Genomic DNA, 25,744 nt, shown 5'->3' on the forward strand with positions numbered 1-25,744 from the left:
CTCTAGCCTCCAAGACCGTCAGCGAGGACAAAGCCGAAACTGACGGCGGCAAGGCAAAGCCCGACCGAGAGCGCGACATTGCCGAGCGCATGCAGTGGCTCGCCGTTGCGCGCCAAGGTCAGCGTTTGCAGGCTGAACGAGGACACCGTGGTGTAGCAGCCGAGGAACCCGGTCACCGCGAACAGCCAGGGATTGGGGGAGGCGAAGATCGAGCCGGGATGGGTTGCCAGCGCGCCGAAAATGCCGATCAGGAAGGCGCCGGTGATGTTGATGGTCATGGTGCCCCAGGGAAAGGTCTCGCCCAGCCGCCGCGCGATCGCGCCCGAGACGAAATAGCGCGCGCAGCCGCCGAGAACGCTGCCGATCACGATTGCGATCACTCCGCTCAACACGACGAACGCCCCTCCATCATCATTTGTCCTGCGCTGCCAGACCATTGCCGACGGCGAGCAGCCCTGCGAGCGCGACCAGCGCGAAGCCGAGCCCGGCCAAAAACGTACCGGCCGGACCGTAGGCATCCCACAGCGCGCCGGCGATCACGCTTGCGGCCAGCAAGGCCAGTCCGGTGAACAGGTTGAAATAGCCGAATGCGGTGCCGCGCAGGCTCGGCGGCGCGGCGTCGGCGACGAGGGCCGACAGCAGGCCTTGGGTCAATCCCATATGCAGCCCCCACAGCACGACGCCGAGCGCGAGGCCCGCGAGGTTCGGCAGCAGCGCGAGCGCGAGGTCGGCGGCCGCGAGGAAGACGAGGCCGAGCGCGAGCAGGCCGGTCCGGTTGATCCGGTCCGACAGCACGCCGGCCGGATAGGCCGACAGGGCATAGACCACGTTCATCAGCACCAGCACCGCCGGCACCCACATCGCCGAGAGACCGATGTTCTGCGCGCGCAGGATCAAAAAGGCCTCGCTGAAGCGCGCGAGCGTGAACACCACGCCGACCGCGACGACGCGCCAGTACACGGATCCGAGCTGCCGCATGGCGGAGGTGTTCAGCGGATTCTTCGTAGTCTCCCGGCTTGGGTCCGGCTCCGGCTCGCTCACCGCGAATGCGATCAGGCCGAAAGACAGGAAGGCCGGCAGCACCGCTACCCAGAAGACGAGGGCAAAATTATCTGCCGTCCACCACATCAGGCCGATCGCCACGAGCGGTCCGACGAATGCGCCGATGGTGTCGAGCGACTGCCGCAGGCCGAAGCTCGCGCCGCGCAGACCCGCAGGTGCGATATCGGCGATCAGCGCATCGCGCGGTGCGCCGCGAATACCCTTGCCGACGCGGTCGATGAAGCGCGCGGCAATCAGCCAACCGACGCTGGGGGCAAGCGGGAACAGCGGTTTTGTCAGCGCGGCTAGGCCGTAGCCGAGCGCCGCGAGGAGCTTGCGCCGGCCGAGCCAGTCGGACAATGCGCCGGAGAAGATCTTCGTGATCGAGGCGGTCGCCTCCGCAATGCCCTCGATGAAGCCGACCGTCAGCGTGGAGGCCCCGAGCACAGTGACGAGATAGACCGGCAGCAGCGCGTGGATCATCTCGGAGGAGACGTCCATCAGCATCGAGACGAAGCCGAGCACCCAGATCCCCCTGGGCAGCCCCGCACGCGCAGCATTCGGTGTCGTCGTCGTCACGCCCTGACCTTCGCCTTCAGGCAACAAAAAACCCGCCATCGGCGGGTTTGTCCATGCTCCCGCCAAAGGTCGAGGCTTTGAGATTGCCCCTCCTCGAGCAGGAGTCATCAGCCCACTACGGTCACAGGCCGACGGGCGGTTGTCGGGGGACTCCATCCCCATCTGTATGGTCAGCCTAGCATGGAAATCGCACTGGACAAGTGGGCGGGGAAGGTCTGTCCTCGGCTCGATGCTGCGGGACGCTCCGGAATGATGGCGTGAGCGATCGCGCATGTCCCCGTGGCGCAAGCGCGGCAACACAGCGGCAGCTTTGCGTGACGCGCGCATTCCCAACTCGCGAATTCCTAACCGGAATGTGAAGCGCAAGCGATCTTCGGACTTTGCGGCAAGGCGATTGCATGTCACCATCGCGTCATACGACGGGAGACTGCGATGCGCATGCTGTTCTCGATCGGGGCTGTGCTGGTGGCCGGCGTACTCGCCGGAGGGGATGTCGCGGGCATCGCGGCACCAGGGCCCAAATTTGAACCGAGCAAGAGTTCGCCACAACGGCTAGCGGCCGATCGGGACGCGCAGACGGTCGATGTTGAGCTGGTCCTCGCGGTCGACGTCTCCTACTCCATGGACATGGACGAACTCGCGATCCAGCGCGAAGGCTATGCGCAGGCGATCCAGTCGAAGGAATTCCTCCAGGCGCTGAAGCTCGGGCCGAATGGCCGGATCGCGGTGACTTACTTCGAATGGGCCGCTTCCAGCGATCAGAAGATCATCATCCCGTGGCGGCTGGTCGACGGACCGGAGACGGCGGACGCGGTCGCCGCCGAGATCTTGAAGACGCCGATCCGGCGCGCCTCGCGCACCTCGATCTCCGGAGCGATTACGTTCGCGATGCCGTTGTTCGACGAGGATCCCTATCGCGGCTTGCGCCGCGTGATCGATATTTCCGGTGACGGCCCCAACAACAATGGCGGCCCGGTGACGGCGGCGCGCGACGCCGCGCTCGAGAAGGGCATCGTCATCAACGGCCTGCCGATCATGGTCAAGGAGCCGTCCTATTCGACCATGGATATCGATAATCTCGACTATTACTACGAGGACTGCGTCATCGGCGGTCCCGGCTCCTTCGTCATCACGATCAAGGATCGCGACAAGTTCAAGGAAGCGATCCGCACCAAGCTCCTGATGGAGGTCGCCGGCCGCATGCCGGAGCGCCCCGTGAGGCGCGTTGCCGACAAGGAGCCACGGGTCAGCTGCTTGATCGGCGAGAAGATCTGGTCGGACCGCTGGGGGCGCTGATCCGCACCACCCCGAATGAGACCTTTTGCCCTGTCCCGCCCGCGGTCGAATTTAACCACGCGTTAACTGCTGCGTGGCCCTAATCGGCCTGCTTCCCGTTGTTTCCGGATAAAGTTCTGACTTCGCCGTCCGGCGCGCGAACAGAAGCGGGTCTGTCAGACAAATCCGCCGAGCAATCCAATGGCCATCGTCACATCGAGCACCAGCCAGATTTCGCCCGCCAACGAGCGGGTGTATCACCAGAGCAGTCTGGTGGGTGACTGGAAGGGCAATTGGGCAGGCAACAACCAGGCCGTCGGCTTCAAGGTCGTGAACATCCGCGGGGCCAGGGCCCAGATCGAGTACACCCATAACGGGCACACCGAGCGCGGTATCGGCGAGGTCAATGGTGCAACGATAAGCTACGGCAACGTCACGGTCGGCACCAAGGACGGCAAGAACCTGGTGCTCCTGTTCTCCTCGGGCGTTGGCAAGCAGAGCGCGACTTTGCAGAAACAGGCGCCGGCAGGTTCCGACAGCATCCTCATGGGAAGCTGGGGCGGCTATTCTGCCGACATCGGCAAGAGCGCGAGCTTTCGCGTGCTGGCGATCAACGGCAAAGAGGCGACGGTCAGCGTCACCACCGACGGTATCACCCGCCAGGGCACCGGCTACGTCTACAGGAACGTCATCATGTTCGGGCAGTCGCAGATATCGACCGACAACGGACAAAACGGCAAGATCATCTACCAGGTCGGCTCCAAATCCTTCACTGTGCCGGTGACGAAATATCCGCCTGCGGATTCGTCGTCCTCAGTGGACAGGACGGCCTGAACGTTAGCCTCCCTGGGCGGGCGGCGGCCCCCTCACCATTTCGGCGCCCGCTTCTCCACGAAGGCCCTCAAACCCTCCTGCGCTTCGTCCGACGTCGCGACATTGCAGAAATCGTCCACTGCACTTGCGATGCTGCGCCGGTAATCGAGATCGATCTGGCGCATGAAGGCGGCGCGGCCCATCCGCAGCACGGCGGCCGACTTGCTGGCGAATTGCGCCGCGAGCTTCAGCACCTCGGCGTCGAGCCCGGCATCGTCGACGACGCGGTTCACCACGCCGAGCTCGCGCGCCTCCGCGGCGGTGAAGACGCGGCCGGTGAACAGCAGCTCGAACGCGCGATGACGTCCGACGATGCGCGGCAGATGCGCGTAGTGGATCGCGGGAATGACGCCGACGTCGATCTCGGGATAGCCGAACGTCGCGCTCTCGGCTGCCAGCACCACGTCGCAGGACACCGCCATGGTCATGCCGCCGCCGCGCGCCGCGCCTCCGACCGCGGCGATCGACGGCTTTCCGAGCCCATACTGGGCGTCGTAAAGGTCGATATAGAGCGCCTGGAGGAATTCGCGGATCTCGGCGCCGGATTTGCCCAGCAGGATGTCGAGGTCGAGGCCGGCCGAAAAGCGCTTGGCGATCGCGCTCGCAAGCACGACAACGCGCGCTTCCGGATCGTTCGCCGCGCGACGCAGGCCCGCGACCACCGCACGGATGACCTCGAGGCTCAGTGCATTGACGGGCGGGCGGCGCAGCGTGATGCGGGCGATGTTGCCTGCGCGTTCGTAGGCGACGGGATTGTCAGATGTCACCGGGTTCTCCATGCTTTCGGGAAACGTGCGGCATCGATCGCGGTGGTGGCGCGGTTATTTCGCGGCGAGCGGCGGCAGCAGCGGCGGGATGCTGTCGTTCGGCGCTTCCGCCTTGTTCGGCGACAGCTTACGGTGCGGCTTGGGCCGTGCAAGACCTCCAGCGCGCATGCTAGACTGCGTGCAGGAGATTGCTTGCCGGATGGAGGGACCAATGACCGACGAACACCCGATGATGGCCGGCTCCGCCAACGTCTTCGTCGTGTCCGACATCACAGCCAGCCTCGCTTATTACCGCGACGTGCTCGGCTTCGAGGTCACCTTCGAATACGGTCAGCCTCCGTCCTACGCCTGCCTCTGCCGTGACGAGGTCGGCCTGCATCTGCTTGCGGCGGCGGTAACGAAGCGGTTGCCCGGGCACGGCGGCATCTGCATCTTCGTCAGGGACGTCGATCAGATCTATGCCGAACTATCAGGACGCGGCGCCAGGCTGCTCAACCGGCCGGAGGACCGCGACTATCGTATGCGCGATTTCGACGTCGTCGATGCCGACGGCAATCAGCTCACGTTCGGTATGGGAACGGACGACGCGGCCTGACATCGCCGGCCGCGCACGTCCGCCGTTGGATCAGATCCGGGCCTCCAGGATCAGGTTGAAGGGTGTTTCGGCGGCGCGGCGGAAGCGCGACAGGCCGCCTTCGCTGGCGACCTTGCGCAGCCTTGCCTCGCCGGCTTGAGCGCCGAGCGCGAGGCCGACCTCCTGATCGAGCGAGGCCGGCGTGCAGATCATGGTGGACGCCGCATAGTAGACCCGCCCGACAGGATTGAGGTTGTCTTCGAGGCGGTCGCCTGCGAACGGCTCGACCAGCATGCAGGTGCCGTCCTTCGCCATGGTCTCGCGCACGTGGCTGATGGCGCCGACCGGATCGCCCATGTCGTGCAGGCAATCGAAGAAGCAGACGAGATCGTAGCCCTCGGCCGGATAGGTCTTCGCCGAGTGAACCGCGAAGCTGACACGATCGCCCAGCTTCGCCTCAGTGGCCGCCTTTCGTGCGGCCGCGATCGAGCCCTCGTGATAGTCGAAGCCGTAGAAGCGGGAGTTCGGGAAGGCCTCCGCCATCAGCCGGGTCGAGACGCCGTGCCCGCAGCCGACGTCGGCGACCTTGGCGCCGCGCTTCAGCTTGTCCACGACGCCTTCGAGCGCGGGCAGCCACTCCTGCACCAGATGATGCATGTAGCCGGTGCGGAAGAACCGGGCGGTGCCGCAGAACAGGCACTCGCTGCGACGATTCCAGCCGACGCCCTTGCCGGACTTGAATGCGTCCGTAATTTTCGGCTCGTCGAGGAACGCCGCGGCAATGACATTGCCGACCGCGCCGAGGAAGACCGGGCTGTCCTCATCGGCGAGCGCCAACGCCTGCTCCGGCAGCATCGAGAACTTGCCGGAAGTGGAATCGTATTCGACGTAACCAGAAGCCGCCTGGCTCGCCAGCCACTCGCGGACGTAGCGTTCGTTCGTTCCGGTGGCGCTTGCGAGTTCGGCAGAGTTCATGGATCCCTTGGCGGCGAGGGCGCGGTAGAGGCCGAGCTTGTCGCCCAGCAGGACCAGCGATGCGTTCATCGCGGCACCGACCTCGGTGATCATCTTGCCCATAAAGGCATTCAACCTGTCGGAATCGACCTCCATGACAGCCTCCATGTTGTGTCTGGCATTTTCAAAGGTTTGCGCAATTGCGTCTTGCCGGACTGCCCCGGCCGATCAGGATCGAAGCGACGGCTCGGGTTCGCGCGTCCTCTATGTGGGTCAATCCGTCGCGCAGGAGGTTCAACACGTCAGGATAACGTAATTTTGGAACTCGATGGCGCGACTACCGGCATCGCGTCACTGGTATTCGCGTGGTCCCCGGCATATAATTTCCGCTCTTTTTGACGGTTACCTGAATGTCCAGCCTTGCACGTTCCTGCGGTCTCGCAACTCTCTTCGTGGTGCTCTGCCTCGGCGGAGAGCCGGCTCATGCGCAAGTCGCGCCCTTGCAATATTGGATCCCGGGCGGGCCTTTCGGCTTTGGCGGCAGCGCCGGCCAGAGCTCCGATGGCTACGGCAATTTTCCGAGCTTCAAGGGTGGCGATGCCAACGCAGGCTATGATTTTCGTCCCGGTTTCTTCGTCGGAAGCGAATGCGGCAATCTAGGCCTGGGCGGCCTCAGCCAGCCTGCGCCAGCCGGCAGTTTCAGCGCGCTCTCCTACGATGGCACGCAGTTCGGTTACAACTACAAGACCGCGGGCGGCATGCCCGTCACGTTCTTTGCCGGGTTCGACACGCTGAAATACAATGGCGGCATCGGCAGCTCGCTCGCCCCGCTCACCTCCGGCGCCTCGCCCGGTTACGGCGCTTTCGCGGGTGTCGAGTTCAAGCCGACCTCCAACCTCAGCCTGTCGTTCGGCGCCGGTTTCACCCAGCAGCAATCGGGACGCATGGACAGCGACATCAATTCGTCAATGCTGCCCGGCGAGTCACCGGCGTTGGGCGGCTTGCGGCGTTGAGCGCTCACACGTCCGTTTCGCCGCCCGCTTGACCGCGGCCGCGTTGGCCTACGACAAGCCCGCCACCAGCGGGCGTTGCAGGTGCTTCGCCATCAGCTCCGCCGCTTCGGCGTAGCGCCGCGTTTCCAGAACCTCGAGCAGGCGCAGATGCTCGCGCACGTGCCGCCGCATGCCGTCGCGGTCGGCGAAGCTGCGATAGGCGAACAGGCGTCTGATCGAATTCACGCGCCTGAGCGATTCAAGAAAGAAGGGATTGCCGGCGCCGCGAATGATCTCCTCATGGAATTCGCAACCGGAAAGAAAGACCTCGCCGATCGTCATCTTCTCGAGCTCGCCTTCGAACACGCGCAGCTGGCGCTCGCGCAAGCGTGCAATCACCTCCTGCGGCAGCGCAAAGCCGGGCTGCGCGATTGCCGCGGGTTCGATCACCGCGCGAAACGCCATTGCCTTGGCGTGAGCTTCGGGGTTCGAGACCGTCTCCGCGAAGCGCCAGCCATAACCCGGCAGGCGTGCAATCCAGCCCTCGGCAGCGATCCGGTCAAGCAGCCGCTGCAACTCGGCCCGGCTGAGGCCATAGCGGCGCATCAGCTCCGCCTCGGTGACGTCAGCCGGCAGCCGGCTTGCGAGCACGTCGCCTGCGATGGACGTATAAACCTGTTCGCTGCGCCTGACCGCCGCGAGGGCTGGCTGGGCTGCGCCGCTGGTCGGATGCTTGGCCAGCACGAACCCGCGATGTGGCTCGCCGCGCGCGAGCCCTGCCGCTTCCAGAGCCTTGAGGCCGAGCCGGATCGGCGCGCGTGAAAGATCGAGCGCATCGGCAAGCCGCTGTTCGATCAAGCGATCGCCAGCCTTCATGCCTTCGCGTCGGGCGAGCGCCATGATCAGCCCGGCGAGGTGCTCAGCGCGCTCGGAACCGCCTTTGCTTGAAGCGGGCGGTCGGGAATTGTCGGAGGCGGTCATTGCAGTGCACGCGGATTTTGAGCTTGACAGACTGTCCCACGGATTGTTCTTTTACGCAATAATATACAATCGAACCAGGGAGAGCCTGATGGCGCATGCGCCGGATGTCCTGATTTGCGAGGTCGGCCCCCGCGATGGGCTGCAAAACCTGGACGTGTTCGTTCCCACCGAAGCCAAATGCGCGCTGATTGATACGATCGCCGCCGCCGGCGTGCGCGAGATCGACGCGGGATCCTTCGTGCCGCCGAAGGTCGTACCGCAATTCGCCGATGTCGATGCGGTGATGGCGCACGCGCTCGCGCACAGGGCCGCGACCATCGGTGCACTTGTGCCGAACGTGAAGGGCGCCGAGCGCGCCATCGCCGCCGGTGTCGACGCCGTCTACTTCGTCATCTCCGCCAGCGAGACGCACAACCGCGCCAACGTGCGCCGCTCGATTGAAGAGCAACTCGACGGGTTTCGCGCGGTCCGCGCCGCGATCGACGCCTCTCCGGCGGCCCGGCGGCCGCACCTGATGGGCGCGATCGCCACCTCCTTCGGCTGCTCGCTCGAAGGCGAGGTGAGCGAAGCGGCCGTGTGCCGGGTCGCGCGCGCTTTTGCCGAGGCCGGTGCCGACGAGATCGGGCTGGCCGACACCGTCGGCTATGCCACCCCGAAACTGATCAGGCAGATCGTCGAAGCCGTCAGGCGCGAAGTCGGATCGCAGATGACGCTGCGGCTGCATCTGCACGACACGCTCGGTGCGGGCCTCGCCAATGCCGTCGCCGGCCTCGACGCCGGCATCCGGCGTTTCGACGCCGCGGTATCAGGACTTGGCGGCTGTCCGTTCGCGCCTGGTGCCCGTGGCAACATCGTCACCGAGGATCTCGTGTTCATGCTGGAACGCATGGGACTTTCGACCGGCATCGACCTCGATCGGCTGATGCAAACGCGCGAGATTCTGGCCCGCCATATCCCGGCAAAACATCTGACCGGGCACCTGCACGAGGCCGGCATTCCCAAGGTGCTGCGGAGGGCGGCATGACGGCGGCCGCGCCCGAGGCGGCAACGGAGCTCCGTCCGCTGGCCGGCCTTCGTGTCATCGAGTTCAGCCAGATGGTGATGGGGCCGAGCTGCGGTTTGATCCTCGCCGATCTCGGCGCCGACGTGATCAAGGTCGAGCCGCCGAAGGGCGACCGTACCCGCTATTTCAAGGGGCCCGCTGCCGGCTTCTTCGCCACCTACAGCCGCAACAAGCGCAGCATCGCGCTGGATACGTCGACCGCGGAAGGCCAGACCATCGCGCGGCGGCTGATCGAGAGCAGCGACGTCCTGATCGAGAATTTCCGACCCGGCCTGCTGAAGCGGATCGGTCTCGACTACGAGTCGGTTGCCGCTTTTGCGCCACGCCTGATCTACTGCTCGCTCAAAGGCTATTTGCCCGGCCCCTACGAGAATCGCCTCGCGCTCGATGAGGTCGTGCAGATGATGGGCGGCCTTGCCTACATGACCGGCCTGCCGGACCGGCCGATGCGCGCCGGCGCCTCGGTCAACGACATCATGGGCGGCATGTTCGGCGTGATCGCGATTCAGGCTGCGCTGGCCGAGCGGCAGCGCACCGGCCGCGGTCGCTACATCCAGAGCGCGCTCTACGAGAACAACGTGTTCCTGATGGCGCAGGCCATGATGTGCGAGGTGGTCAGCGGCCAGCCTTCGATCCCCTATTCGATCAAGGACAGCCCCTGGCCGGTCTACGATCTCTTCGACACCAGGGACGGCTCGAAGCTGTTTGTCACCATCGTCGGTGAAGAGCAATGGGAGGCGTTCTGCCGCGCCTTCGATCGCGAATCCTGGCTTGCCGATCCGCGCTTTGCGACGAGCAACGACCGCGTCGACCATCGCGGCTGGCTGATTCCGGAGATCGCGAAGATCTTCAAGCAATGGGACAAGGCCGATCTCGCGGCACGCCTCGAGCAGCTCGATCTGCCCTACGCGCCGGTCAACAAACCCGGCGATCTCTTCGACGACCCGCATCTGAACCAGTCGGGCGGGCTGACCAACATTCACCTGCCTGACGGCGGCGAGGCGAAAACGCCGCTGTTGCCGATCTCCATGGATGGCCGCCGCCTGCCCAACCGCTACGATCCGCCGCAGATCGGCGAGCAGACGCGCGAGATCCTGGGCGAGATCGGCGTTTCGTCGGGTGAAATCGAGACGCTGCAAAAGGCAGGAACCATCCGGATCGCGCCTGGGCCGTCCTGACGAACTGATCGATCAAACAAGAATCAAGGGAGGAGCACATGAACATCACCAGGCGCCAGGCGCTGATCGCGGGCTCCACATTGGCCGGCGCATCGATGCTGCCCGGGCAGCTCCGCGCCGAGGCCAAGCAGGTATCGCTCGCTTTCGGGCCGGTGTCGCCGGTCTACGCCATCGGCATGATTGCCGAGCTGAAGGGTTACTTCAGGGACGAAGGTCTCGACTCCAAACTCGTCACCGGTAACGCCGGCACGTTCGGCCGTCAGACGCTGGCAGCGGGACAAGCCCTGTTCGCGCATGGCGATGCCAGCCATCCGCTGCAGCTCAGTGCGCGCGGCAAGCCCTGCAAGATCCTGCTCGCGACCGAGATGGTGTGCTCCTACGCCAACATCGTGGTCCGGCAGGACCTTTACGACGGCGGTATCAATTCGGTCGAGAAGCTCGCGGAGCACAAACGGCCTGACGGCGCCAAGCCGATCGTCGCGGCCACCGCGATCGGGTCGGGCACCTGGGTGTTCGGCACCTATGTGTTCGAAACGCGCGGGCTCGGCGACAGGGTGAACTGGGTCGCCGGCGGTGGGCCCAACACGATGTTTCCGTCGCTGCAGACCAAGCAGTTCGACGCCATCATGGCGCCGCCAAGCTGGATCGTCGAGGTCGAGAAGAAGGGCTTTGGCAGGACGATCTACGACACCTCCAAGCCCGGCGTATTCGAGAAGGATTTCGGCGGAACGCTGCCCGTGCTCGTGATCTACACGCTCCAGGACACGATCGAGCAGGACAAGGCGATGGTGCAGGCCTATGTGAACGCGATCCACCGCGCGATCGCTTTCGTGAAGGCGACGCCGCTCGCGGACGTGCAGGCACTGGTCACGCCGAAATATTTCTCGGGCATCGACCCCGATGCAGTCAGCGCCGAGCTCGGCTTCGACAAATCGACCTGGGCCTATGATGGCGTCATCGACAAGTCCTCGTTCGAACGCGGGGCCAAGCCCTGGTACCGCAAGGGAACGGATATTCCCGAGACGAAATACGAGGATGTCGTCGACATCAGCTTCCTCCAGGCGGCGAGGGCGAAATACAAATGATCGCTGCGCCGGGCCCGGGATTCGCGCTCGCGCGAGACGAGGTTGAGAGAGCGGAGGCGCGAACCCGCATCGCGGTGCGAGGTCTCGCCAAGCGTTTCAACGCGTCCGGCCGCGAGTTCGTGGCGGTCGATGACGTTTCCTTCGAGGTCAAGCAGGGCGAGTTCGTCGCGCTGCTCGGTCCGTCCGGCTGCGGCAAGAGCACCATCCTCAACATGGTCGCGGGGCTATTGTCGCGCTCTGGCGGACGCATCCTGATCGATGAGGACACGGTTGAGACCGGTAAGGTCAACCCCAGGGTCGGCTATGTCTTCCAGCGCGATACGCTGTTTCCCTGGCGAACCGTGGAGCAGAACATCGGCTATGGGCTGGAGATCGCGGGGCTGCGAAAGGCCGAGCGCGCCGGGCGCGTCGCTTTGGCCGTCGAGAAGGCCGGGCTCTCCGGCTTTGCACAGAGCTTCCCCAGCATGCTGTCCGGCGGCATGCGCCAGCGCGTCGCCTTGATGCGCACGCTGATCATGGAGCCCGAGATCCTGCTGATGGACGAGCCGTTCGGCGCGCTCGACACCCATACCAAGCTCGAGATGCACAAGACGCTGCTGGAGATATGGGAACGCGAGCGGCAGACCGTGCTGTTCGTGACCCACGATCTCGGCGAGGCCTTGACCTTGGCGAGCCGCATCATCCTGCTCTCGGCGCGGCCCGGGAGGCTCAAGGAAGATTTCGACGTCGCCATCCCGCGGCCGCGCGATCCCGTGGACGTGCGCGAGACCGCCGAATTCGGCCGCCTCTACTCTCACATCTGGCATTCCCTCGGCGAAGAATTCCGCCGCACCAGGGCCGAATGATCATGTCCAAGAGCCGTAGCGCCATCCTGTTCTGGCAAGTGGCCATTCTCGTGGTGGTTCTCGTCGTCTGGCAGTGGGGCTTTGAATGGAGCAAGGCGCTGTTGCCGAAGGCCTATGTGCCGAAAATCCTCGATCCGTATTTCGTCGCCAAGCCGTCGTTGATCTGGCAGAGCTTCCTGCGGCTTGGCTGCTTTGCCGATCCCACCGGCTTCGCCGCCTGCATCAACGGCAACGACAACAATTTGTGGCTCGCCACGCTCGTCACGCTGAAGAACACCTGGTGGGGGTTTCTTTTCGGGTCCGCGAGCGGAATCGCGGCCGGCCTGGTCCTCGGCCGTTCGGACTTCCTTGCCCGCGTGTTTGGGCCCTATGTCGTGGCGCTCAACTCGATACCGCGCATCGCGCTGGTGCCGCTCGTCATCCTGATCTTCGGCCTCGGCGATCTCTCCAAGATCGCCACGGCCTGGCTCGTCGTGTTCTTCGTGGTGTTCTTCAACACCTTCGAGGGAACGCGTGCGGTCGACCGCGATCAGATCGCCGCTGCCCGTCTGCTCGGTGCCAGCGAACTCACCGTGCTGCGCACGGTGGTGATCCCCTCCGCGCTGGCCTGGGTGTTCGCGTCGCTGTTGCCGGCGGTGTCTTTCGCGCTGATCGGCGTCATCGTCGGCGAGTTCATCGGCGCCGAGCGCGGGCTCGGCAAGCTCATCATCGAAGCCGAGGCGCGCGCCAACGCCAGCGAGATGATGGTTGCCATCTTCGTCATGATGTTCGTCGGAATCCTGCTGGCGATCGCGGTGCGCTCGCTGCAGTCCTACCTGCTGCGATGGCAGCCGCAATTCGAACCGTCGGCATAGCAGTCTGGAAGCAATCGGACGGTGAGCGGCAGGTAGCGCGTCAGCGCGTGAACCGCGCCACCAATTCCACATGCGGCGTGTGGCGGAACTGATCGACCGGGACCACGGTCTCGATCCTGTAGCCGCCGTCGATGAGGAGCCGGGCGTCGCGAGCGAAGGTTGCTGCGTTGCAGGACACCGCGATCACGACGGGTACCTTGCTTGCAGCGAGTTTCAGCGCCTGCGCCTGCGCGCCCTGGCGCGGCGGGTCGAACACCACGGCGTCGAAGTCGCGCAGCTCCGGCGGCACCAGCGGGCGGCGGAACAGGTCGCGCGGTTCGGCCTTGATCGGCTTCAGCCCGGGTGTGCGCGCAGCCTTCACGAGCGCCGCGACGGCGCCGTTGTCGTTGTCATAGGCGGTGACGCGCGCCTTCTCGGCGAGCCTCAAGGCAAACGGGCCGACGCCGCAGAAGAGGTCGAGAACCTCCTTCGCCTTGCCGACACGCTCGGCGACGAGAGACGCCAGCGTCTCCTCGCCCGCGACCGTTGCCTGCAGGAACGAGCCCGGCGGCAGTGTCACCTCGGCGCGGCCCATCCGCACCGTCGGCGGCAGGCGTTGCAGCACCAGCTCGCCGTGCCGCGCCAGCCGCGCCAGCCGATGCTGCTCGGCGACGCGCGAAAGCGCCGTGACCAGCGGCGTCGGCAGCGGGCCGGAGCCGCGCACGTCGACATCGAGGCCGTTGGCGGTCGCGGTGACCTGGATGTCCAGCGGCTTCGTCGCCGCCATTCTGGACGTCAGGGATTCGGCAAGCGCCCAGGCGGCATCGAGCGCACCCTCGAGCCCGGGATCGAGGATCGGGCAGCGATGGATCGGGATGACGTCGTGCGAGCTCGCCGCCGAGAAGCCGACCTTGAGGACGTCATGCGTGCCGAACCGGCCGTGCAGCGTGACGCGCCGGCGCCCCGCGCCATGGGCATCGACCAGCGGCGCCACCTCGCAATCGATGCCGGCCTGCGCCAGCGTCTCGACCACGATGCCGCGCTTCCACGCGTGATAGGGCTCAGCCGCCCAGTGCTGGATGGCGCAGCCGCCGCAGACGCCGAAATGCGGACAGAACGGCTCGATGCGATCGGGGCTGGCGACATCGACCGCGAGCAGCTTGCGGCGGTCGGGATGGCTGCCGGCGACGTGGTCGACCTCGACGGTCTCGCCGCCAAGCGTGTAGGGCACATAGACGGCATCGCCCGCAGCGAGCGAGACGCCGTCGCCGCGATGGCCGACGTGATCGATCCTCACGCGCTCAACCACGGCGCGCGCCCAGGAAGAATTCGATATTGCCGTCACCGCCGGTGATCGGGGAGGGGAACACCTCGATGTCGGTGCAGCCGAGCGAAGCGGCAAAGACCGCGATGTCGTCGCAGATCTCCCGATGCACGGCGGCGTCGCGGATGATGCCCTTCTTGTTGTGCTTCCTGTCCGCCTCGAACTGCGGCTTGATCAGCGCCAGCAGGCTCATCGGCGCCGCTGCCAGTGACAGCGCCACGGGCAGCACCGTCTTGAGCGAGATGAAGCTGACGTCGATGACGACGACGTCGGGCCGCGCCGGCAGCCGTTTGCCGTCATAGCTGCGGATGTCGGTTTCCTCCATCGACACGATCTTGGGATGGTCGCGCAGCGAAGGATGCAGCTGGCTGGTGCCGACATCGATGGCGAACACCAGGCTGGCGCCGTTCGCCAGCAGCACCTCGGTGAAACCGCCGGTGGAAGCGCCGACATCGAGGCAGACATGGTCCTCGATCTCGATGGGGTAGCGCTCCAGCGCGCCGGCCAGCTTGACGCCGCCGCGCGAGACATAGGGATGCGCAGGCTCGGCCTGAATCACTGCGTCCTCAGCGATCGTCTCCGAGGGTTTCGCGACCTGCTTGTCGTCGGCGGTGACGAGCCCGGCCTCGATCGCCGCGCGCGCCCGCGCCCGGCTCTCGAACAAGCCGCGCTCGACCAGCAGAACATCCGCACGCTTGCGGGCAGGGGACATCGGATCTCCGGAGGCGACTGAAACGTCTATGGTGCGATCAATCGCGCGGCCGCGATCCGGACGCAAGCCTCGAACGCGGCCAGATCGTGCCAGACGTCGATCGGCATCTGCGCCGGCGTCACCAGCGGGCAGCCGTGCAGCTCCAGCGCATGGATCATCATGAGGTTGTCGACGAGGCCAAAATCCTCGACCGTCAGCCCCTGTGCATCGACCAGCCGTCCGTCCTCGGAGGTCACGTCCATGAAGCGGCCGACGCGGTCGGCATAGATGGCGCCGTCGTTGGAATAGGCCAGGCAAAACTTGCGGCGGCCGGCCATGTAGCCGAGCTCGTAGACGGTGCCGGGGTCGGCGCCGGCACCGCGGAACGGGGTGAGGTTGGCGATGATGGCATCGGCTTCGTCCATCATCGCCTCGTTGCCGCAAAAGATCTGCCGCGAGGCGTCGGGCGAGGTGAGATCGATCGGGTTGTCGAGGGGATAGAGGCCGGTGAGCCCATGCGCAGCGCAGATCACGGCCTTTTGCCGGCCGATCTCAACCGCATCCGGCAGGAACACGTCGGGCCCTGCCAGATAGATTTTCATGAAGGTCGCGCTGGTTCGCGAAGGTCGAAGCTCGCCGTCAGGCGAGCTTGACCGTCTCGGTCTTGACGTCCTTGCCCAGCGCCTCGAACACCTTGGCGACGATGCCCTTGGCGTCGAGACCGGCACGGCCGTACATCGCGGCCGGCGTGTCGTGGTCCTGGAACACGTCGGGCAGCACCATCGAGCGGAACTTGACCATGCCGCCGTCGAGCGCGCCCTGATCGGTCAGGTACTGCGCGACATGCGAGCCGAAGCCGCCGACCGAGCCTTCCTCGATCGTGATCAGGATCTCGTGGTCGCGGGCGAGCTTGAGAACCAGCTCGGTGTCGAGCGGCTTCATGAAGCGCGCATCGGCGATCGAGGTGGAGAGGCCGTGGGCGGCGAGCTCGTCGGCCGCCTTCTCGCATTCGGCGAGGCGCGTACCGAAGGAGAGCAAGGCGATCTTGCTGCCCTGGCGAATCATGCGGCCCTTGCCGACCTCGAGCGGAACGCCGACTTCGGGCATCTCGATGCCGCGGCCTTCGCCGCGCGGATAGCGCAGCGAGCTCGGACGGTCGTCGATCGCGACCTGGGTCGCCACCATGTGCACGAGCTCGGCTTCGTCGGCCGCGGCCATGATCACCATGTTCGGCAGGCAGCCGAGATAGGCGTTGTCGAACGAGCCGGCATGCGTCGCGCCGTCGGCGCCGACGAGGCCGGCGCGGTCGATGGCGAAGCGGACGGGCAGGTTCTGGATCGCGACGTCATGCACGATCTGGTCGTAGCCGCGCTGCAGGAAGGTCGAGTAGATCGCGCAGAACGGCTTGTAGCCCTCGCTCGCAAGACCGGCGGCGAACGTCACCGCGTGCTGCTCGGCGATGCCGACGTCGAAGGTGCGGTCGGGGAAGGCCTTGTTGAAGATGTCGACGCCGGTACCGGACGGCATCGCCGCGGTGATGGCGACGATCTTGTCGTCCTTCTGCGCTTCCTTGACGAGGCTCTGGCCGAACACGTTCTGGTAGGCCGGCGCATTCGGCTTGGCCTTGGCCTGGGTGCCGGTCGCGACGTCGAACTTGACGACCGCGTGGTACTTGTCGGCGGACGCTTCCGCCGGGCCGTAGCCCTTGCCCTTCTGGGTCACGACGTGGACCAGGATCGGGCCGGTCTCCATGTCGCGCACGTTCTTCAGCACGGGCAGCAGATGGTCGAGGTTATGACCGTCGATCGGGCCGACGTAATAGAAGCCGAGCTCCTCGAACAGCGTGCCGCCGTCCATCATGAAGCCGCGCGAATATTCCTCGACGCGGTTGGCGCGGTTGGCGATGATCTTGGGCAGGCGCTTGTTGATCTGCTTGGCCGCATCGCGCAGCGTGCGATAGGTCTTGCCGGAGTAGAGGCGCGACAGATAGGCGCTCATGGCGCCGACCGGCGGCGCGATCGACATGTCGTTGTCGTTGAGGATCACGATCAGGCGCGAGTTCATGGCGCCGGCGTTGTTCATGGCTTCATAGGCCATGCCGGCTGACATCGCGCCGTCACCGATGACGGCGATAACGTTGTTCTTGCCGCCGGAAAGGTCGCGCGCGACCGCCATGCCGAGGCCGGCGGAAATCGAGGTCGAGGAATGCGCCGCGCCGAACGGATCGTAATCGCTCTCGCTGCGCTTGGTGAAGCCGGACAGGCCGCCGCCGGTGCGCAGCGTGCGGATGCGGTCGCGCCGGCCGGTGAGGATCTTGTGCGGATAGGCCTGATGGCCGACGTCCCAGATCAGCCGGTCGCGCGGCGTGTCGAAGACATAATGGATCGCGGTGGTGAGCTCGACCACGCCGAGGCCGGCGCCGAAGTGACCGCCGGTCACCGAGACGGCATCGATGGTCTCTTGCCGCAGCTCGTCGGCGACCTGGCGAACCTGCTCGATCTTGAGCTTGCGCAGGTCATCCGGCGTATGGATGGTGTCGAGAAGCGGCGTTTTACTGTATGCGTTCACGGCGATTTCCAATTTGTCAGCGCCGGAAGATCGTTCCGGTGCGCGATGGGTTTGCACAATATCGGCGCAGCGCGAGTCCTTAAACCGTCGGAGCCACCTGCATGGGGCAGGGCCCCGTCTTCAAGCTTAGGTGAGCTTAGGTGCGCTCCGGTTCAGTCCCTGTGATCCCTGTCACTTAGATCGGCTTCGTCCGTCCCAGCCAATTTCATTAGCAGTTTGAAGCGCTTGTCGTCGGTAATTTGTGCCCACGCAAGGCTTACAAAAAGCCACACTCCGCGCAGCTTTACACCAAAGCTTGGGCCAAAGCCAACCCGCAGGGTCGTTTAGGGGTATGCACCTGCAACCCGCGGGCCAGCTTGGTTAATCCTGGCGCCGGCGGATGGGTTCCAGTCTTGCCCGGTTCCTCGCCTGCATTTTGGGCGAGAGGAAGGCCGTTTTGGCCAGATTCGCGAGCCCGAGAGGCCCTGGCCGGGGGAACTCTTCGATGTCAGTGCCTGGCCGCCGAGGGCTGTAAGCCCAAACAGCGGCGTGCGATCGTGAAAAACTGCAGATGGCCGATGCTTGAGGCGGGCGGCTTGAAACGGGGACCTTACTGCACGTCGAGCGGTGCGGTGCCGGTGGCCTGGCCGCTGGCATCGGTGGTGATCTTGTCGACGCGTGCCTCGGCTTGGCGCAGCAATTCCTCGCAGCGGCGCTTCAGCGCCTCGCCGCGCTCGTAGATCGTCACGGATTCCTCGAGCGGCACCTTGCCGTCCTCGAGCCGCTTCACGATGGTTTCGAGCTCCTCGATGGCGCGTTCGAAGGTGAGCCTGGAGACGTCGACTTGGGTATTTTCGGCCATATCCGTTTCCGATTGCCCGCTTCACGTGAGAAAAAGCGCAGTTTTGCGGGCGTAATGTGGCGGGTGCGTCAAGCGCCCATCAGGGCGCCGACATGCGCCGTAACAGATTCTTTCAATCCTTGCAGGTCATAGCCGCCCTCCAGCACCGAAACAATGCGGCCCCCTGCGGACTTGTCGGCAAGGTCCATCAGCTTGCGCGTGACCCAGGTGTAGTCCTCCGCGCGCAAATTCAGCGAGGCCAGCGGATCGCGGTAATGCGCATCGAAGCCCGCGGAGATGACGAGAAGCTCGGGGCTGAATTTTTCGAGGCGCGGCAGGATCAGTTGCTCGAACGCGGCGCGGAATTCTGGTCCGCCGTCTTCGGAAGCGAGCGGCGCATTGACGATGGTGTCGTGGTCGCCGCGCTCGCCCTTCGCGCCGGTACCCGGAAACAGCGGCATCTGATGCGTCGAGCAGTACATCACGGTCTGATCGGACCAGAAGATGTCCTGCGTGCCGTTGCCGTGATGCACGTCGAAATCGACGATGGCGGCGCGCTGGATGCCGTATTTGCGCTGCGCATGACGCGCGGCGATCGCCGCATTGTCGAAGAAGCAGAAGCCCATCGGCTTGCCGATCTCGGCGTGATGTCCGGGCGGGCGCACCGCGACGAAGGCGTTGCGATGCTCGCCATTCATCACCGCTTCGGTCGCAGCCACTGCGCCGCCGACGCCGCGCATCACCGCTTCCCACGTGCCTGGAGACATCGAGGTGTCGCCGTCGATATAGACCTGACCGCTGGTCGGCGCGATGTGGCGCAGCTCGGTGACGTAATGCTCGTTGTGGCACAGCGTCACGAGATCGAGATCGCCTTCCGGTGCCAGGTCGCGCGCCAGGAACTGGAAGCGTTCCTGCGACAGCGCTTCCTCCACCGCCCGCAGGCGGTCGGGCCTTTCAGGGTGTCCTGGCGGCGTGACGTGGTCGAGGCAGGCCTTGTGGGAGAGGAGAAGCGTGCTCATCAGGTCGGCCTCACAGGGAACGGGCTCTTGACGTCGCTTGGCGCATCCCGAGCCAAAACGCAAATGCAAAACGCAATCTAAGCGCTTGGGCGGGGATGGCAAAGGGTGGTTCCGGACAAGTCCGTTTGATCCGGATCAATTCACGCGCAGGATGCGCGTGGGCGGCAGCGGACCAATCGGTCCGTGCGCCCTGAAGAAGGCGAACAGCGCGTCCGCGTCGTAGCCGCCATATTGCTGCGCTGTGCCTTGTTTGGCGGCCGTAAAACCGTCGCCGCCGACGGCGAGGTAATCGTTGACGGTGACGCGGTAGCCGCTTCCAGGCTCGATCGGCTTGCCGTTGAGCGTCATCTTCTCAAGGCTGATTCGCTCGCCGAACGGTTTCGTCGCATCCCAGGTGTAGCTGAATCCGTTCGAGACCTGGAGAATCCGCGGGCGCTTCGGATCGAGCCATTGCTGCTCCAGCATGTCCTTGAGCTGGCTGCCCCTGAGCGTCATCGTAACGAGGCGATTGCGGAACGGCTGGCTCGCGAACAGTTCGCCGAACGACACCGCGCCGTTCTCCTTCGGAACAATGTCGGTGCGGATGCCGCCGGGATTGGTGAGCGCGATGACAGCGCTGCCATCCTTGGCGTCCTTCGTCGCGGCGAGCTGCGCGTCCGCGATGACGTCGCCGAGCGCGCTCTCGCCGGCCTCGTTCGGCACGCGCGACAGTGTCTGCGTCACCGATCCGGCCGGGCGATTCGCAATCGGTGCCGACAGCTTGTCATAGGCTTCGATCAACGCGGTCTGTTCGGGATCCTTCGCCAGCGAGGCATTGGCAACGATGACGTTCTCGGCTTTGGCGCTGACGATGTCGCGGGTTACGGGATCGAGCTTGAGGTCGATCGCGGTGACCAGCGTGCCGTATTTGTCGCCGCTGGTGACGAGCCGCCCGTCGATGTCGCAGACATAGGCGCGGTGGGTGTGGCCGCTGACGACGACGTCGACGGCGCGGTCGAATTTCTTGACGATGTCGACGATCGGCCCCGTAATGGCAGGGCATTCATTGTAGTCGCCCGAGGGCTCGCCACCCTGGTGGATCAACACCACGATCGCCTCGACGCCACGCGCCTTCAGCTGCGGCACCAGCGCGTTCACCGTCTCGGCCTCGTCGCGGAATTCGAGCCCGGCAATGCCTGAGGGCGAGACGATGCCCGCGGTCTCTTTCAAGGTCAGGCCGATGAAGGCGACGGGGATGCCCTCGAACTCCCTGATCTCGTAGGGCGGCAGCACGCTCTTGCCGGTCGCGGTCTCGACCGTGGAAGCCGCGAGATAATGGAATTTGGCGCCCATGAAGGGATGCGGCCCCTGGCAGCCATCGACCGGATGACAACCGCCGTTCTGCATCCGCAAGAGCTCGGTCTTGCCCTCGTCGAACTCGTGATTGCCGACCGAGGTGATCGCAAGTCCCATCATCGAGAGCGCCTCGACCGAGGGCTCGTCGTGAAACATTGCCGACAGGAACGGGCTCGCGCCGATCAGGTCGCCGGCGGCAACGAAGATCGTGTTTGTGTGCCCCTCGCGCAGCTGCTTGACCAGCGTCGCCATGTACTCCGCGCCGCCGGCCGCGACCGTCACCTTCTTGCTCTTGTCCTCGGGATCCCCGATCCGGATGCCGCCCGGCGGCGGACGCAGATTGCCGTGGAAATCGTTGATCGCGAGAATGCGCAGCTCGACGGGCGCGGCGGTCTGGGCCGAGGCGGGGAGGGTGGCGACGAGAGCGAGCGAGGCAAGGATGGATCGGTATTGCATGGAACAAGATTAGTCGTTCCGCGCGAAGATTTCACGAAGCTTTCTTCCTTCTCCCCTTGCGGGAGTGTCGTAGGGTGGGCAAAGCGAAGCGTGCCCACCGCTTCTGTTGCGGTTGTGGATTGATGGTGGGCACGGCGCAAGTGCGCCTTTGCCCACCCTACGGTCCCGGACTCGTTGAGATAGACCCGTCACCCGTCTCGCATTAGGGGAAGAGGGCGCCCTACCTCTTCTTCCGGTTTGCAAACGCCTTGAACGCGGCAATCGCCTCGTCCGACTTCAACCGCTCGCCGAACAGATGGGCCTCCTGGTCGATGCGGCGGGTGAGCTCCTCGGGCGCGGCGCGCAGCAGCTTGCGCGAGGCCGCGACCGCCTCGGCCGGCAGCCGGCAGATATCGCGCGCCACCTTGCGCGCCTCGACCTCGGTATGTCCCGGCGAGACCACGGTGTTGACGAAGCCTGCCGCGTGCGCCTCCGCGGCGGTGAAAGTCCGCCCCATCACCAGCATCGCGAAGGCGCGCTGGTAGCCCATCGTGTTCGGCATCAGGAGGCTGGCCGCGCCGACCGGAACGAGCCCGAGATGGATATAGGGCGCGGAGAAGGTCGCGGCGTTCGAGGCGAGCACATAGTCGCAATGAAACAGCATCACGGTGCCCATGCCGATCGAGGCGCCATCGACGGCCGCGATGATCGGCTTGACGTTGAGGGCGAGCGAATAGAGAAATTTTGCGCCGTCCGACAGCGTCTCGGAATTCGGTTCGGCCTGCAAGAAGTCGTCGATGTCGTCGCCGGCGGTGAACACGCCGGAGCCGCCGGTGATGATCATGCAGCGGATGTCGGGATTGTTCTGCGCGGTGTCGATCGCGCGGCTCATCTCGCGATACATGTCCTGCGTGATCGCGTTCTTCTTGCTCGGGCGGCGCAGGGTGATGACGCGCGTTCCGCGCTCTTCGGTGACGACGATATTGCCATTCGGCATGAGAGCCCCCTGCGGTCGCCGCGACGCTTGCCTTGGCGAGTCTCGCAAGCCTCAGCCTACATCATCTTGCAGGCGTGCCAATCCGCCCGCTCGACCTTTTCGAGAACGTCCCCGTGAGTCCGCCACATGGCGCGCTGTCGTTTTCCTGATCGGGAACCGCACCGCACCGGATCATGCCGGTTGTATTGCTTCGCACATGCAGTTGCGCATTGCAACAAATGGCTACAATGTTTCATTTGAAAAACCGGGGGTTGTAGGGCACGATTGCCCAATGCCGGTTCCTTTGGCCGATTGTTCGTTTGATGATTGCCGCAACGGGCGTTGACGAATCCTCGCTGCGTTATCGCGGCTGGCGCGTCGTGCTGGCCTGTTTCCTGATGGCCTTCTTCATGTTCGGCTTCGGCCTCTATGGCCAGGGCGTCTATCTCGCCGAGCTCCAGCGCGCCCATGGCTGGCCGGGCACGCTGGTCTCCGCGGCCAGCACCTTCTCGTTTCTCCTCACCTCCGTGCTCGTCATCTTCACCGACGATCTGCTCGCCCGCATAGGGCTGCGCGCGCTGATCCTGAGCGGCCTGTCGGCGCTCGGCGCCTCGACCGTGCTGCTGGCGCTGATGCAGACGCCCTGGCAGCTTTATCTCGCCTATGCGCTGATGTCGGTCGGCTGGACCGGCATGGGCACCGTGGTGATCGCCACCGTGCTGAACGCCTGGTTCGAGCGGCGGCGCGGGCTCGCGCTCAGCCTCGCCTTCAACGGCGCGACCTGCGGCGGCATCGTCCTCGTTCCGCTGTTGCTGTCGCTGACCGGCAGCATCGGTTTCCAGTCCGCCATGCTTGCCGCCACGATGGCGATGGTGGTGCTGGTGCTGCCGGTGGTCGTCATTTTCATCGGCTGGCCGACGCAGATATCGCCGGCATCGGGCGGCCGCTCGTCGGCTGGCATGGCCGCACCGGCCCATTCCCGCAAGACGCTGCTCGCCAACGCGGCGTTCTGGACCATGGTGCTGCCGATCGCGATCGCGCTGCTGGCGCAGATGGGATTCATCATCCACCAGGTGACGTTCCTCGAGCCGCTGATCGGGCGTTATGCCGCAGGCCTTGCGGTCACCATCATGGCGGCGATGGCGGTGGTCGGCCGCCTGTCGCTCGGCCTGTTCGTCGACCGGCTCGATCCGCGGCTCGCCTGCGCGGCGTCGATGACGAGCCAGGCGGCGGCGCTGTTCGTGCTTCTCCAAAGCACGAACCCGACCGTGCTGCTCGTCTGCTGCGCCGTCTACGGCTTCTCGATCGGCAACATGATCACGTTCCCGCCCTTGATCATCCAGCGCGAGATCGGTGCTGCCGCCTTTGCCGCCGCAATGGGATTGGGCACGTCGATCAGCGGCGTCGTCAGCGCCTTCGGCCCCGGCATCATCGGCCTCGTGCGGAGCTTCACCGGCAACTACACGATCGCGTTTGCGATATGTGTGATGCTGGATCTCGTGGCGGCGGGAATCGTGCTGTGGCGGCCGGGGAGAAGGGCGAAGCTCGCAGCTTCGTAGCCACCCTTACCCCAGCAACACCGCATCCGCCGCAGCGACCGACTCCGCGCTCTCCGTCACCGTGCGCTCCAGCGCGCCGGCCTGCACCGTGATGTTCTCGGCAAAGAAGCGCGCGAGCGAGACGTAGCGCGCGGCGTCGGTGTTGCCGTCGGACTTGGCGGCGAGCGCCTCGGAGGCCAGCATGCAACCGCCGAGCGTCGAGCCGAACTGTTGCAGATACGGCGTCGCGCCGGCGAGCGCCTCGTTCGGCGCAGATGCTACGCGTTCAAGCAGCCACTTGCTGGTGCGCGTCAGCGCCTCCAGCGCTTCGCGCAGCTTGGTACCTGTGGTGCCGAAAGCGGGATCGTTGGAGGCTTCGACCTGCTTCACGGTGGCCGAGAGCTCGTCGAGCAGCGCCCACACCGCAGCGCCGCCATTGGCCGCGAGCTTGCGGGTGACGAGATCGATCGCCTGGATGCCGTTGGTGCCCTCGTAGATCGCGGTGATGCGCGCATCGCGGTAGTGCTGCGCGGCGCCGGTCTCCTCAATGAAGCCCATGCCGCCGTGCACCTGCACGCCGAGATAGGCGACCTCGTTGCCGATATCGGTGGAATAGCCCTTGGCCATCGGCGTCAGCAGCGCCGCGCGCGCGGCGGCGTCCGCGCGGACCTTCGGATCCCTGGCGCGCGTGGAGACGTCGATCGCGACCGCGGTCGCATAGCAGATGGTGCGTGCGGCCGCGGTCTGCGCCCGCATCCGCATCAGCATGCGCTTGACGTCGGGATGCACGAAGATCGCGTCCGAACCGTCACCCGTCTTGCCGATGGCGCGGCCCTGCTTGCGCTCCTGCGCATAGGCCAGCGCCTGCTGGTAGGCGCGATCGGCAACGCCGACGCCCTCCAGCCCGACGCCGAGGCGGGCCTGGTTCATCATCGTGAACATGCAGCGCATGCCCTGGTTCTCTTCGCCGACGAGGAAGCCGATCGCGCCGCCATGATCGCCCATGGTCATGGTACAGGTCGGGGAAGCATGCATGCCGAGCTTGTGCTCGACGCCCGACGCATAGATGTCATTGCGCGCGCCGAGTGAGCCGTCGGCATTGACCATGAACTTCGGCACGAGGAACAGCGAGATCCCCTTGGTGCCGGCGGGCGCATCGGGCAGGCGCGCCAGCACGAAATGCACGATATTGTCGGTCATGTCGTGCTCGCCATAGGTGATGAATATCTTCGTCCCCTTGATGCGATAGGTGCCGTCGGCCTGCCGTTCGGCGCGGGTACGCAGCGCGCCGACGTCGGAGCCGGCCTGCGACTCGGTCAGCTGCATCGTGCCGGTCCATTCGCCGGAGACGAGCTTTTCCAGATAGATCTTTTTCAGCTCGTCGCTGCCATGCGCATCCAGCGCCTCCATCGCCGACGCCGTGAGCAGCGGGCAGAGGCCGAAGGCGACGTTGGAGGCGCTCCAGATCTCGGTGCAGGCGGCGTTGATCGCGATCGGCAGGCCCTGGCCGCCGAAATCCTCGGGGCCGGAGACCGCGTTCCAGCCGCCCTCGGTCCAGCGCTTGTAGGCGTCCGGCCAGCCCGGCGCAGTCGTGACCTTGCCATCGCTGAGCTTGATGCCGTGCTCGTCGCCGACCTGGTTGAGCGGCGCCAGCACGTCGGTTGCGAACTTGCCGGCTTCCTCCAGCACGGCGCTCACGATGTCGCCGTCGAAATCGCCGTAATGGCCGGCCTCCACGGCAGCCTTGAGGCCGGCGCCATGGTTGAGCGACAGCAGCATGTCTGAGATCGGCGCGCGGTAGGTCATGGCTCACTCCCGTGGACAGGTATTGGCGCCGTATTCCCATGAAACGGGGGAGGTCTCAACTGCCCGAACGCCGGGACTGCGCCGGCCCGGAACGGTGCCGCCGCCGGGCGTATAATAAAGGGTGGCACGGCCAGCGCCGGCCCCGGCCCTGGACCTCAGGTATTTTGCCCCTCCAGGCGGTTGAAATGCCGC

At 65.3% G+C, this 25,744-nt stretch carries 24 protein-coding genes and 1 riboswitch; of the genes, 10 read left to right on the forward strand and 14 right to left on the reverse strand.

Going from position 1 to position 25,744, the window contains the following annotated elements; translation table 11 throughout:
• Window positions 1–2 precede the first annotated feature (2 nt).
• Together crcB and IVB46_RS02330 are read right to left on the reverse strand one after the other, a co-directional pair.
• Window positions 3–437, reverse strand: coding sequence for a fluoride efflux transporter CrcB (gene crcB, locus IVB46_RS02325; protein ID WP_247314116.1), 435 nt, complete (start codon window positions 435–437; stop codon window positions 3–5).
• Window positions 412–1,620: an MFS transporter gene (locus IVB46_RS02330; RefSeq protein ID WP_346016107.1), complete on the reverse strand. Its 1,209-nt coding sequence runs from the start codon at window positions 1,618–1,620 to the stop codon at window positions 412–414. Before IVB46_RS02330 ends, crcB begins: the two co-directional genes overlap by 26 nt.
• Window positions 1,621–1,711: 91 nt before the next feature.
• Window positions 1,712–1,789, reverse strand: a riboswitch (Fluoride riboswitch).
• 263 nt (window positions 1,790–2,052) lie between these two features.
• Between IVB46_RS02330 and IVB46_RS02335 the strand changes: the two genes are divergently transcribed.
• Together IVB46_RS02335 and IVB46_RS02340 are read left to right on the forward strand one after the other, a co-directional pair.
• Window positions 2,053–2,916, forward strand: coding sequence for a DUF1194 domain-containing protein (locus IVB46_RS02335; protein ID WP_063984919.1), 864 nt, complete (start codon window positions 2,053–2,055; stop codon window positions 2,914–2,916).
• A 180-nt stretch (window positions 2,917–3,096) separates the two neighbouring features.
• Complete coding sequence (locus IVB46_RS02340; protein WP_071916058.1) at window positions 3,097–3,729, forward strand: hypothetical protein; 633 nt, start codon at window positions 3,097–3,099, stop codon at window positions 3,727–3,729.
• A 32-nt stretch (window positions 3,730–3,761) separates the two neighbouring features.
• On the opposite strand, the gene IVB46_RS02345 is transcribed toward IVB46_RS02340, so the two are convergent.
• On the reverse strand, window positions 3,762–4,535 hold the full coding sequence (locus IVB46_RS02345; protein ID WP_247314112.1) for an enoyl-CoA hydratase/isomerase family protein: 774 nt from the start codon (window positions 4,533–4,535) through the stop codon (window positions 3,762–3,764).
• A 211-nt stretch (window positions 4,536–4,746) separates the two neighbouring features.
• Between IVB46_RS02345 and IVB46_RS02350 the strand changes: the two genes are divergently transcribed.
• A complete protein-coding gene (locus IVB46_RS02350; protein WP_247314110.1) occupies window positions 4,747–5,130 on the forward strand; it encodes a VOC family protein in 384 nt (127 codons plus the stop codon).
• Window positions 5,131–5,160: 30 nt separating this feature from the next.
• Here the strand turns inward: IVB46_RS02350 and IVB46_RS02355 are convergent, their stop codons facing one another.
• Window positions 5,161–6,219 carry a methyltransferase domain-containing protein gene (locus IVB46_RS02355; RefSeq protein WP_247314109.1) on the reverse strand — a complete coding sequence of 353 codons (1,059 nt, stop codon included), beginning with the start codon at window positions 6,217–6,219 and terminating at the stop codon, window positions 5,161–5,163.
• A 254-nt stretch (window positions 6,220–6,473) separates the two neighbouring features.
• Here IVB46_RS02355 and IVB46_RS02360 point away from each other — a divergent pair, with 254 nt between their 5' ends.
• Complete coding sequence (locus IVB46_RS02360; RefSeq protein WP_247341864.1) at window positions 6,474–7,076, forward strand: hypothetical protein; 603 nt, start codon at window positions 6,474–6,476, stop codon at window positions 7,074–7,076.
• 48 nt (window positions 7,077–7,124) lie between these two features.
• On the opposite strand, the gene IVB46_RS02365 is transcribed toward IVB46_RS02360, so the two are convergent.
• Window positions 7,125–7,955 carry a GntR family transcriptional regulator gene (locus tag IVB46_RS02365; RefSeq protein ID WP_071917648.1) on the reverse strand — a complete coding sequence of 277 codons (831 nt, stop codon included), beginning with the start codon at window positions 7,953–7,955 and terminating at the stop codon, window positions 7,125–7,127.
• A 169-nt stretch (window positions 7,956–8,124) separates the two neighbouring features.
• Here IVB46_RS02365 and IVB46_RS02370 point away from each other — a divergent pair, with 169 nt between their 5' ends.
• Genes IVB46_RS02370 through IVB46_RS02390 form a run of 5 tightly spaced genes read left to right on the forward strand, consistent with a single transcriptional unit; the run spans window position 8,125 to window position 13,061 of the window.
• Window positions 8,125–9,060 (forward strand): hydroxymethylglutaryl-CoA lyase, encoded by a 936-nt coding sequence (locus tag IVB46_RS02370; RefSeq protein ID WP_247314105.1) that lies wholly within the window; start codon window positions 8,125–8,127, stop codon window positions 9,058–9,060.
• On the forward strand, window positions 9,057–10,277 hold the full coding sequence (locus IVB46_RS02375; RefSeq protein WP_247314103.1) for a CaiB/BaiF CoA-transferase family protein: 1,221 nt from the start codon (window positions 9,057–9,059) through the stop codon (window positions 10,275–10,277). Before IVB46_RS02370 ends, IVB46_RS02375 begins: the two co-directional genes overlap by 4 nt.
• A 38-nt stretch (window positions 10,278–10,315) precedes the next feature.
• The gene (locus tag IVB46_RS02380) at window positions 10,316–11,362 is read left to right on the forward strand and encodes an ABC transporter substrate-binding protein (RefSeq protein WP_247314101.1); all 1,047 of its coding nucleotides are present in this window, start codon (window positions 10,316–10,318) and stop codon (window positions 11,360–11,362) included.
• Window positions 11,359–12,207, forward strand: coding sequence for an ABC transporter ATP-binding protein (locus IVB46_RS02385; RefSeq protein WP_247314099.1), 849 nt, complete (start codon window positions 11,359–11,361; stop codon window positions 12,205–12,207). The genes IVB46_RS02380 and IVB46_RS02385 overlap by 4 nt, the downstream gene beginning before the upstream one ends.
• A 2-nt stretch (window positions 12,208–12,209) precedes the next feature.
• Entirely contained in the window at window positions 12,210–13,061 is an 852-nt protein-coding gene (locus IVB46_RS02390; RefSeq protein WP_247314097.1) for an ABC transporter permease, read from the forward strand.
• Window positions 13,062–13,101: 40 nt separating this feature from the next.
• Here IVB46_RS02390 and IVB46_RS02395 read toward each other — a convergent pair whose 3' ends face one another.
• From IVB46_RS02395 to IVB46_RS02430, 8 genes are all read right to left on the reverse strand, one after another.
• A complete protein-coding gene (locus IVB46_RS02395; protein ID WP_247341868.1) occupies window positions 13,102–14,349 on the reverse strand; it encodes a methyltransferase in 1,248 nt (415 codons plus the stop codon).
• On the reverse strand, window positions 14,342–15,076 hold the full coding sequence (locus IVB46_RS02400) for a TlyA family RNA methyltransferase (RefSeq protein ID WP_247314093.1): 735 nt from the start codon (window positions 15,074–15,076) through the stop codon (window positions 14,342–14,344). The genes IVB46_RS02395 and IVB46_RS02400 overlap by 8 nt, the downstream gene beginning before the upstream one ends.
• Window positions 15,077–15,102: 26 nt before the next feature.
• Complete coding sequence (locus IVB46_RS02405) at window positions 15,103–15,657, reverse strand: nucleoside 2-deoxyribosyltransferase (protein ID WP_247314091.1); 555 nt, start codon at window positions 15,655–15,657, stop codon at window positions 15,103–15,105.
• 37 nt (window positions 15,658–15,694) lie between these two features.
• On the reverse strand, window positions 15,695–17,623 hold the full coding sequence (gene dxs / locus IVB46_RS02410) for a 1-deoxy-D-xylulose-5-phosphate synthase (protein ID WP_028148183.1): 1,929 nt from the start codon (window positions 17,621–17,623) through the stop codon (window positions 15,695–15,697).
• A 589-nt stretch (window positions 17,624–18,212) separates the two neighbouring features.
• The gene (locus IVB46_RS02415) at window positions 18,213–18,464 is read right to left on the reverse strand and encodes an exodeoxyribonuclease VII small subunit (protein ID WP_008132970.1); all 252 of its coding nucleotides are present in this window, start codon (window positions 18,462–18,464) and stop codon (window positions 18,213–18,215) included.
• 68 nt (window positions 18,465–18,532) lie between these two features.
• A complete protein-coding gene (locus IVB46_RS02420; protein WP_085401274.1) occupies window positions 18,533–19,462 on the reverse strand; it encodes a histone deacetylase family protein in 930 nt (309 codons plus the stop codon).
• 135 nt (window positions 19,463–19,597) lie between these two features.
• Window positions 19,598–21,253, reverse strand: coding sequence for a bifunctional metallophosphatase/5'-nucleotidase (locus tag IVB46_RS02425; RefSeq protein WP_247314090.1), 1,656 nt, complete (start codon window positions 21,251–21,253; stop codon window positions 19,598–19,600).
• A 220-nt stretch (window positions 21,254–21,473) separates the two neighbouring features.
• Complete coding sequence (locus IVB46_RS02430; RefSeq protein ID WP_166088224.1) at window positions 21,474–22,229, reverse strand: enoyl-CoA hydratase-related protein; 756 nt, start codon at window positions 22,227–22,229, stop codon at window positions 21,474–21,476.
• A 302-nt stretch (window positions 22,230–22,531) separates the two neighbouring features.
• Here IVB46_RS02430 and IVB46_RS02435 point away from each other — a divergent pair, with 302 nt between their 5' ends.
• A complete protein-coding gene (locus IVB46_RS02435; RefSeq protein ID WP_247314088.1) occupies window positions 22,532–23,767 on the forward strand; it encodes an MFS transporter in 1,236 nt (411 codons plus the stop codon).
• Between the two features lie 6 nt (window positions 23,768–23,773).
• On the opposite strand, the gene IVB46_RS02440 is transcribed toward IVB46_RS02435, so the two are convergent.
• The gene (locus IVB46_RS02440) at window positions 23,774–25,552 is read right to left on the reverse strand and encodes an acyl-CoA dehydrogenase (protein WP_247341872.1); all 1,779 of its coding nucleotides are present in this window, start codon (window positions 25,550–25,552) and stop codon (window positions 23,774–23,776) included.
• Between the last annotated feature and the right edge of the window lie 192 nt (window positions 25,553–25,744).

This window comes from Bradyrhizobium sp. 61, from assembly GCF_023073075.1.
In the GTDB taxonomy this organism is placed as follows: Bacteria; Pseudomonadota; Alphaproteobacteria; order Rhizobiales; family Xanthobacteraceae; genus Bradyrhizobium; species Bradyrhizobium barranii.

Excerpts from the sequence above, each read along its gene's own strand:
- crcB (WP_247314116.1), bottom strand. The coding sequence starts at position 437 with ATGGTCTGGCAGCGCAGGACAAATGATGATGGAGGGGCGTTCGTCGTG.
- IVB46_RS02335 (WP_063984919.1), top strand. The coding sequence starts at position 2,053 with ATGCGCATGCTGTTCTCGATCGGGGCTGTGCTGGTGGCCGGCGTACTC.
- IVB46_RS02340 (WP_071916058.1), top strand. The coding sequence starts at position 3,097 with ATGGCCATCGTCACATCGAGCACCAGCCAGATTTCGCCCGCCAACGAG.
- IVB46_RS02350 (WP_247314110.1), top strand. The coding sequence starts at position 4,747 with ATGACCGACGAACACCCGATGATGGCCGGCTCCGCCAACGTCTTCGTC.
- IVB46_RS02355 (WP_247314109.1), bottom strand. The coding sequence starts at position 6,219 with ATGGAGGTCGATTCCGACAGGTTGAATGCCTTTATGGGCAAGATGATC.
- IVB46_RS02360 (WP_247341864.1), top strand. The coding sequence starts at position 6,474 with ATGTCCAGCCTTGCACGTTCCTGCGGTCTCGCAACTCTCTTCGTGGTG.
- IVB46_RS02365 (WP_071917648.1), bottom strand. The coding sequence starts at position 7,955 with ATGGCGCTCGCCCGACGCGAAGGCATGAAGGCTGGCGATCGCTTGATC.
- IVB46_RS02370 (WP_247314105.1), top strand. The coding sequence starts at position 8,125 with ATGGCGCATGCGCCGGATGTCCTGATTTGCGAGGTCGGCCCCCGCGAT.
- IVB46_RS02375 (WP_247314103.1), top strand. The coding sequence starts at position 9,057 with ATGACGGCGGCCGCGCCCGAGGCGGCAACGGAGCTCCGTCCGCTGGCC.
- IVB46_RS02380 (WP_247314101.1), top strand. The coding sequence starts at position 10,316 with ATGAACATCACCAGGCGCCAGGCGCTGATCGCGGGCTCCACATTGGCC.
- IVB46_RS02385 (WP_247314099.1), top strand. The coding sequence starts at position 11,359 with ATGATCGCTGCGCCGGGCCCGGGATTCGCGCTCGCGCGAGACGAGGTT.
- IVB46_RS02390 (WP_247314097.1), top strand. The coding sequence starts at position 12,210 with ATGTCCAAGAGCCGTAGCGCCATCCTGTTCTGGCAAGTGGCCATTCTC.
- IVB46_RS02400 (WP_247314093.1), bottom strand. The coding sequence starts at position 15,076 with ATGTCCCCTGCCCGCAAGCGTGCGGATGTTCTGCTGGTCGAGCGCGGC.
- IVB46_RS02405 (WP_247314091.1), bottom strand. The coding sequence starts at position 15,657 with ATGAAAATCTATCTGGCAGGGCCCGACGTGTTCCTGCCGGATGCGGTT.
- IVB46_RS02415 (WP_008132970.1), bottom strand. The coding sequence starts at position 18,464 with ATGGCCGAAAATACCCAAGTCGACGTCTCCAGGCTCACCTTCGAACGC.
- IVB46_RS02420 (WP_085401274.1), bottom strand. The coding sequence starts at position 19,462 with ATGAGCACGCTTCTCCTCTCCCACAAGGCCTGCCTCGACCACGTCACG.
- IVB46_RS02425 (WP_247314090.1), bottom strand. The coding sequence starts at position 21,253 with ATGCAATACCGATCCATCCTTGCCTCGCTCGCTCTCGTCGCCACCCTC.
- IVB46_RS02430 (WP_166088224.1), bottom strand. The coding sequence starts at position 22,229 with ATGCCGAATGGCAATATCGTCGTCACCGAAGAGCGCGGAACGCGCGTC.
- IVB46_RS02435 (WP_247314088.1), top strand. The coding sequence starts at position 22,532 with ATGATTGCCGCAACGGGCGTTGACGAATCCTCGCTGCGTTATCGCGGC.
- IVB46_RS02440 (WP_247341872.1), bottom strand. The coding sequence starts at position 25,552 with ATGACCTACCGCGCGCCGATCTCAGACATGCTGCTGTCGCTCAACCAT.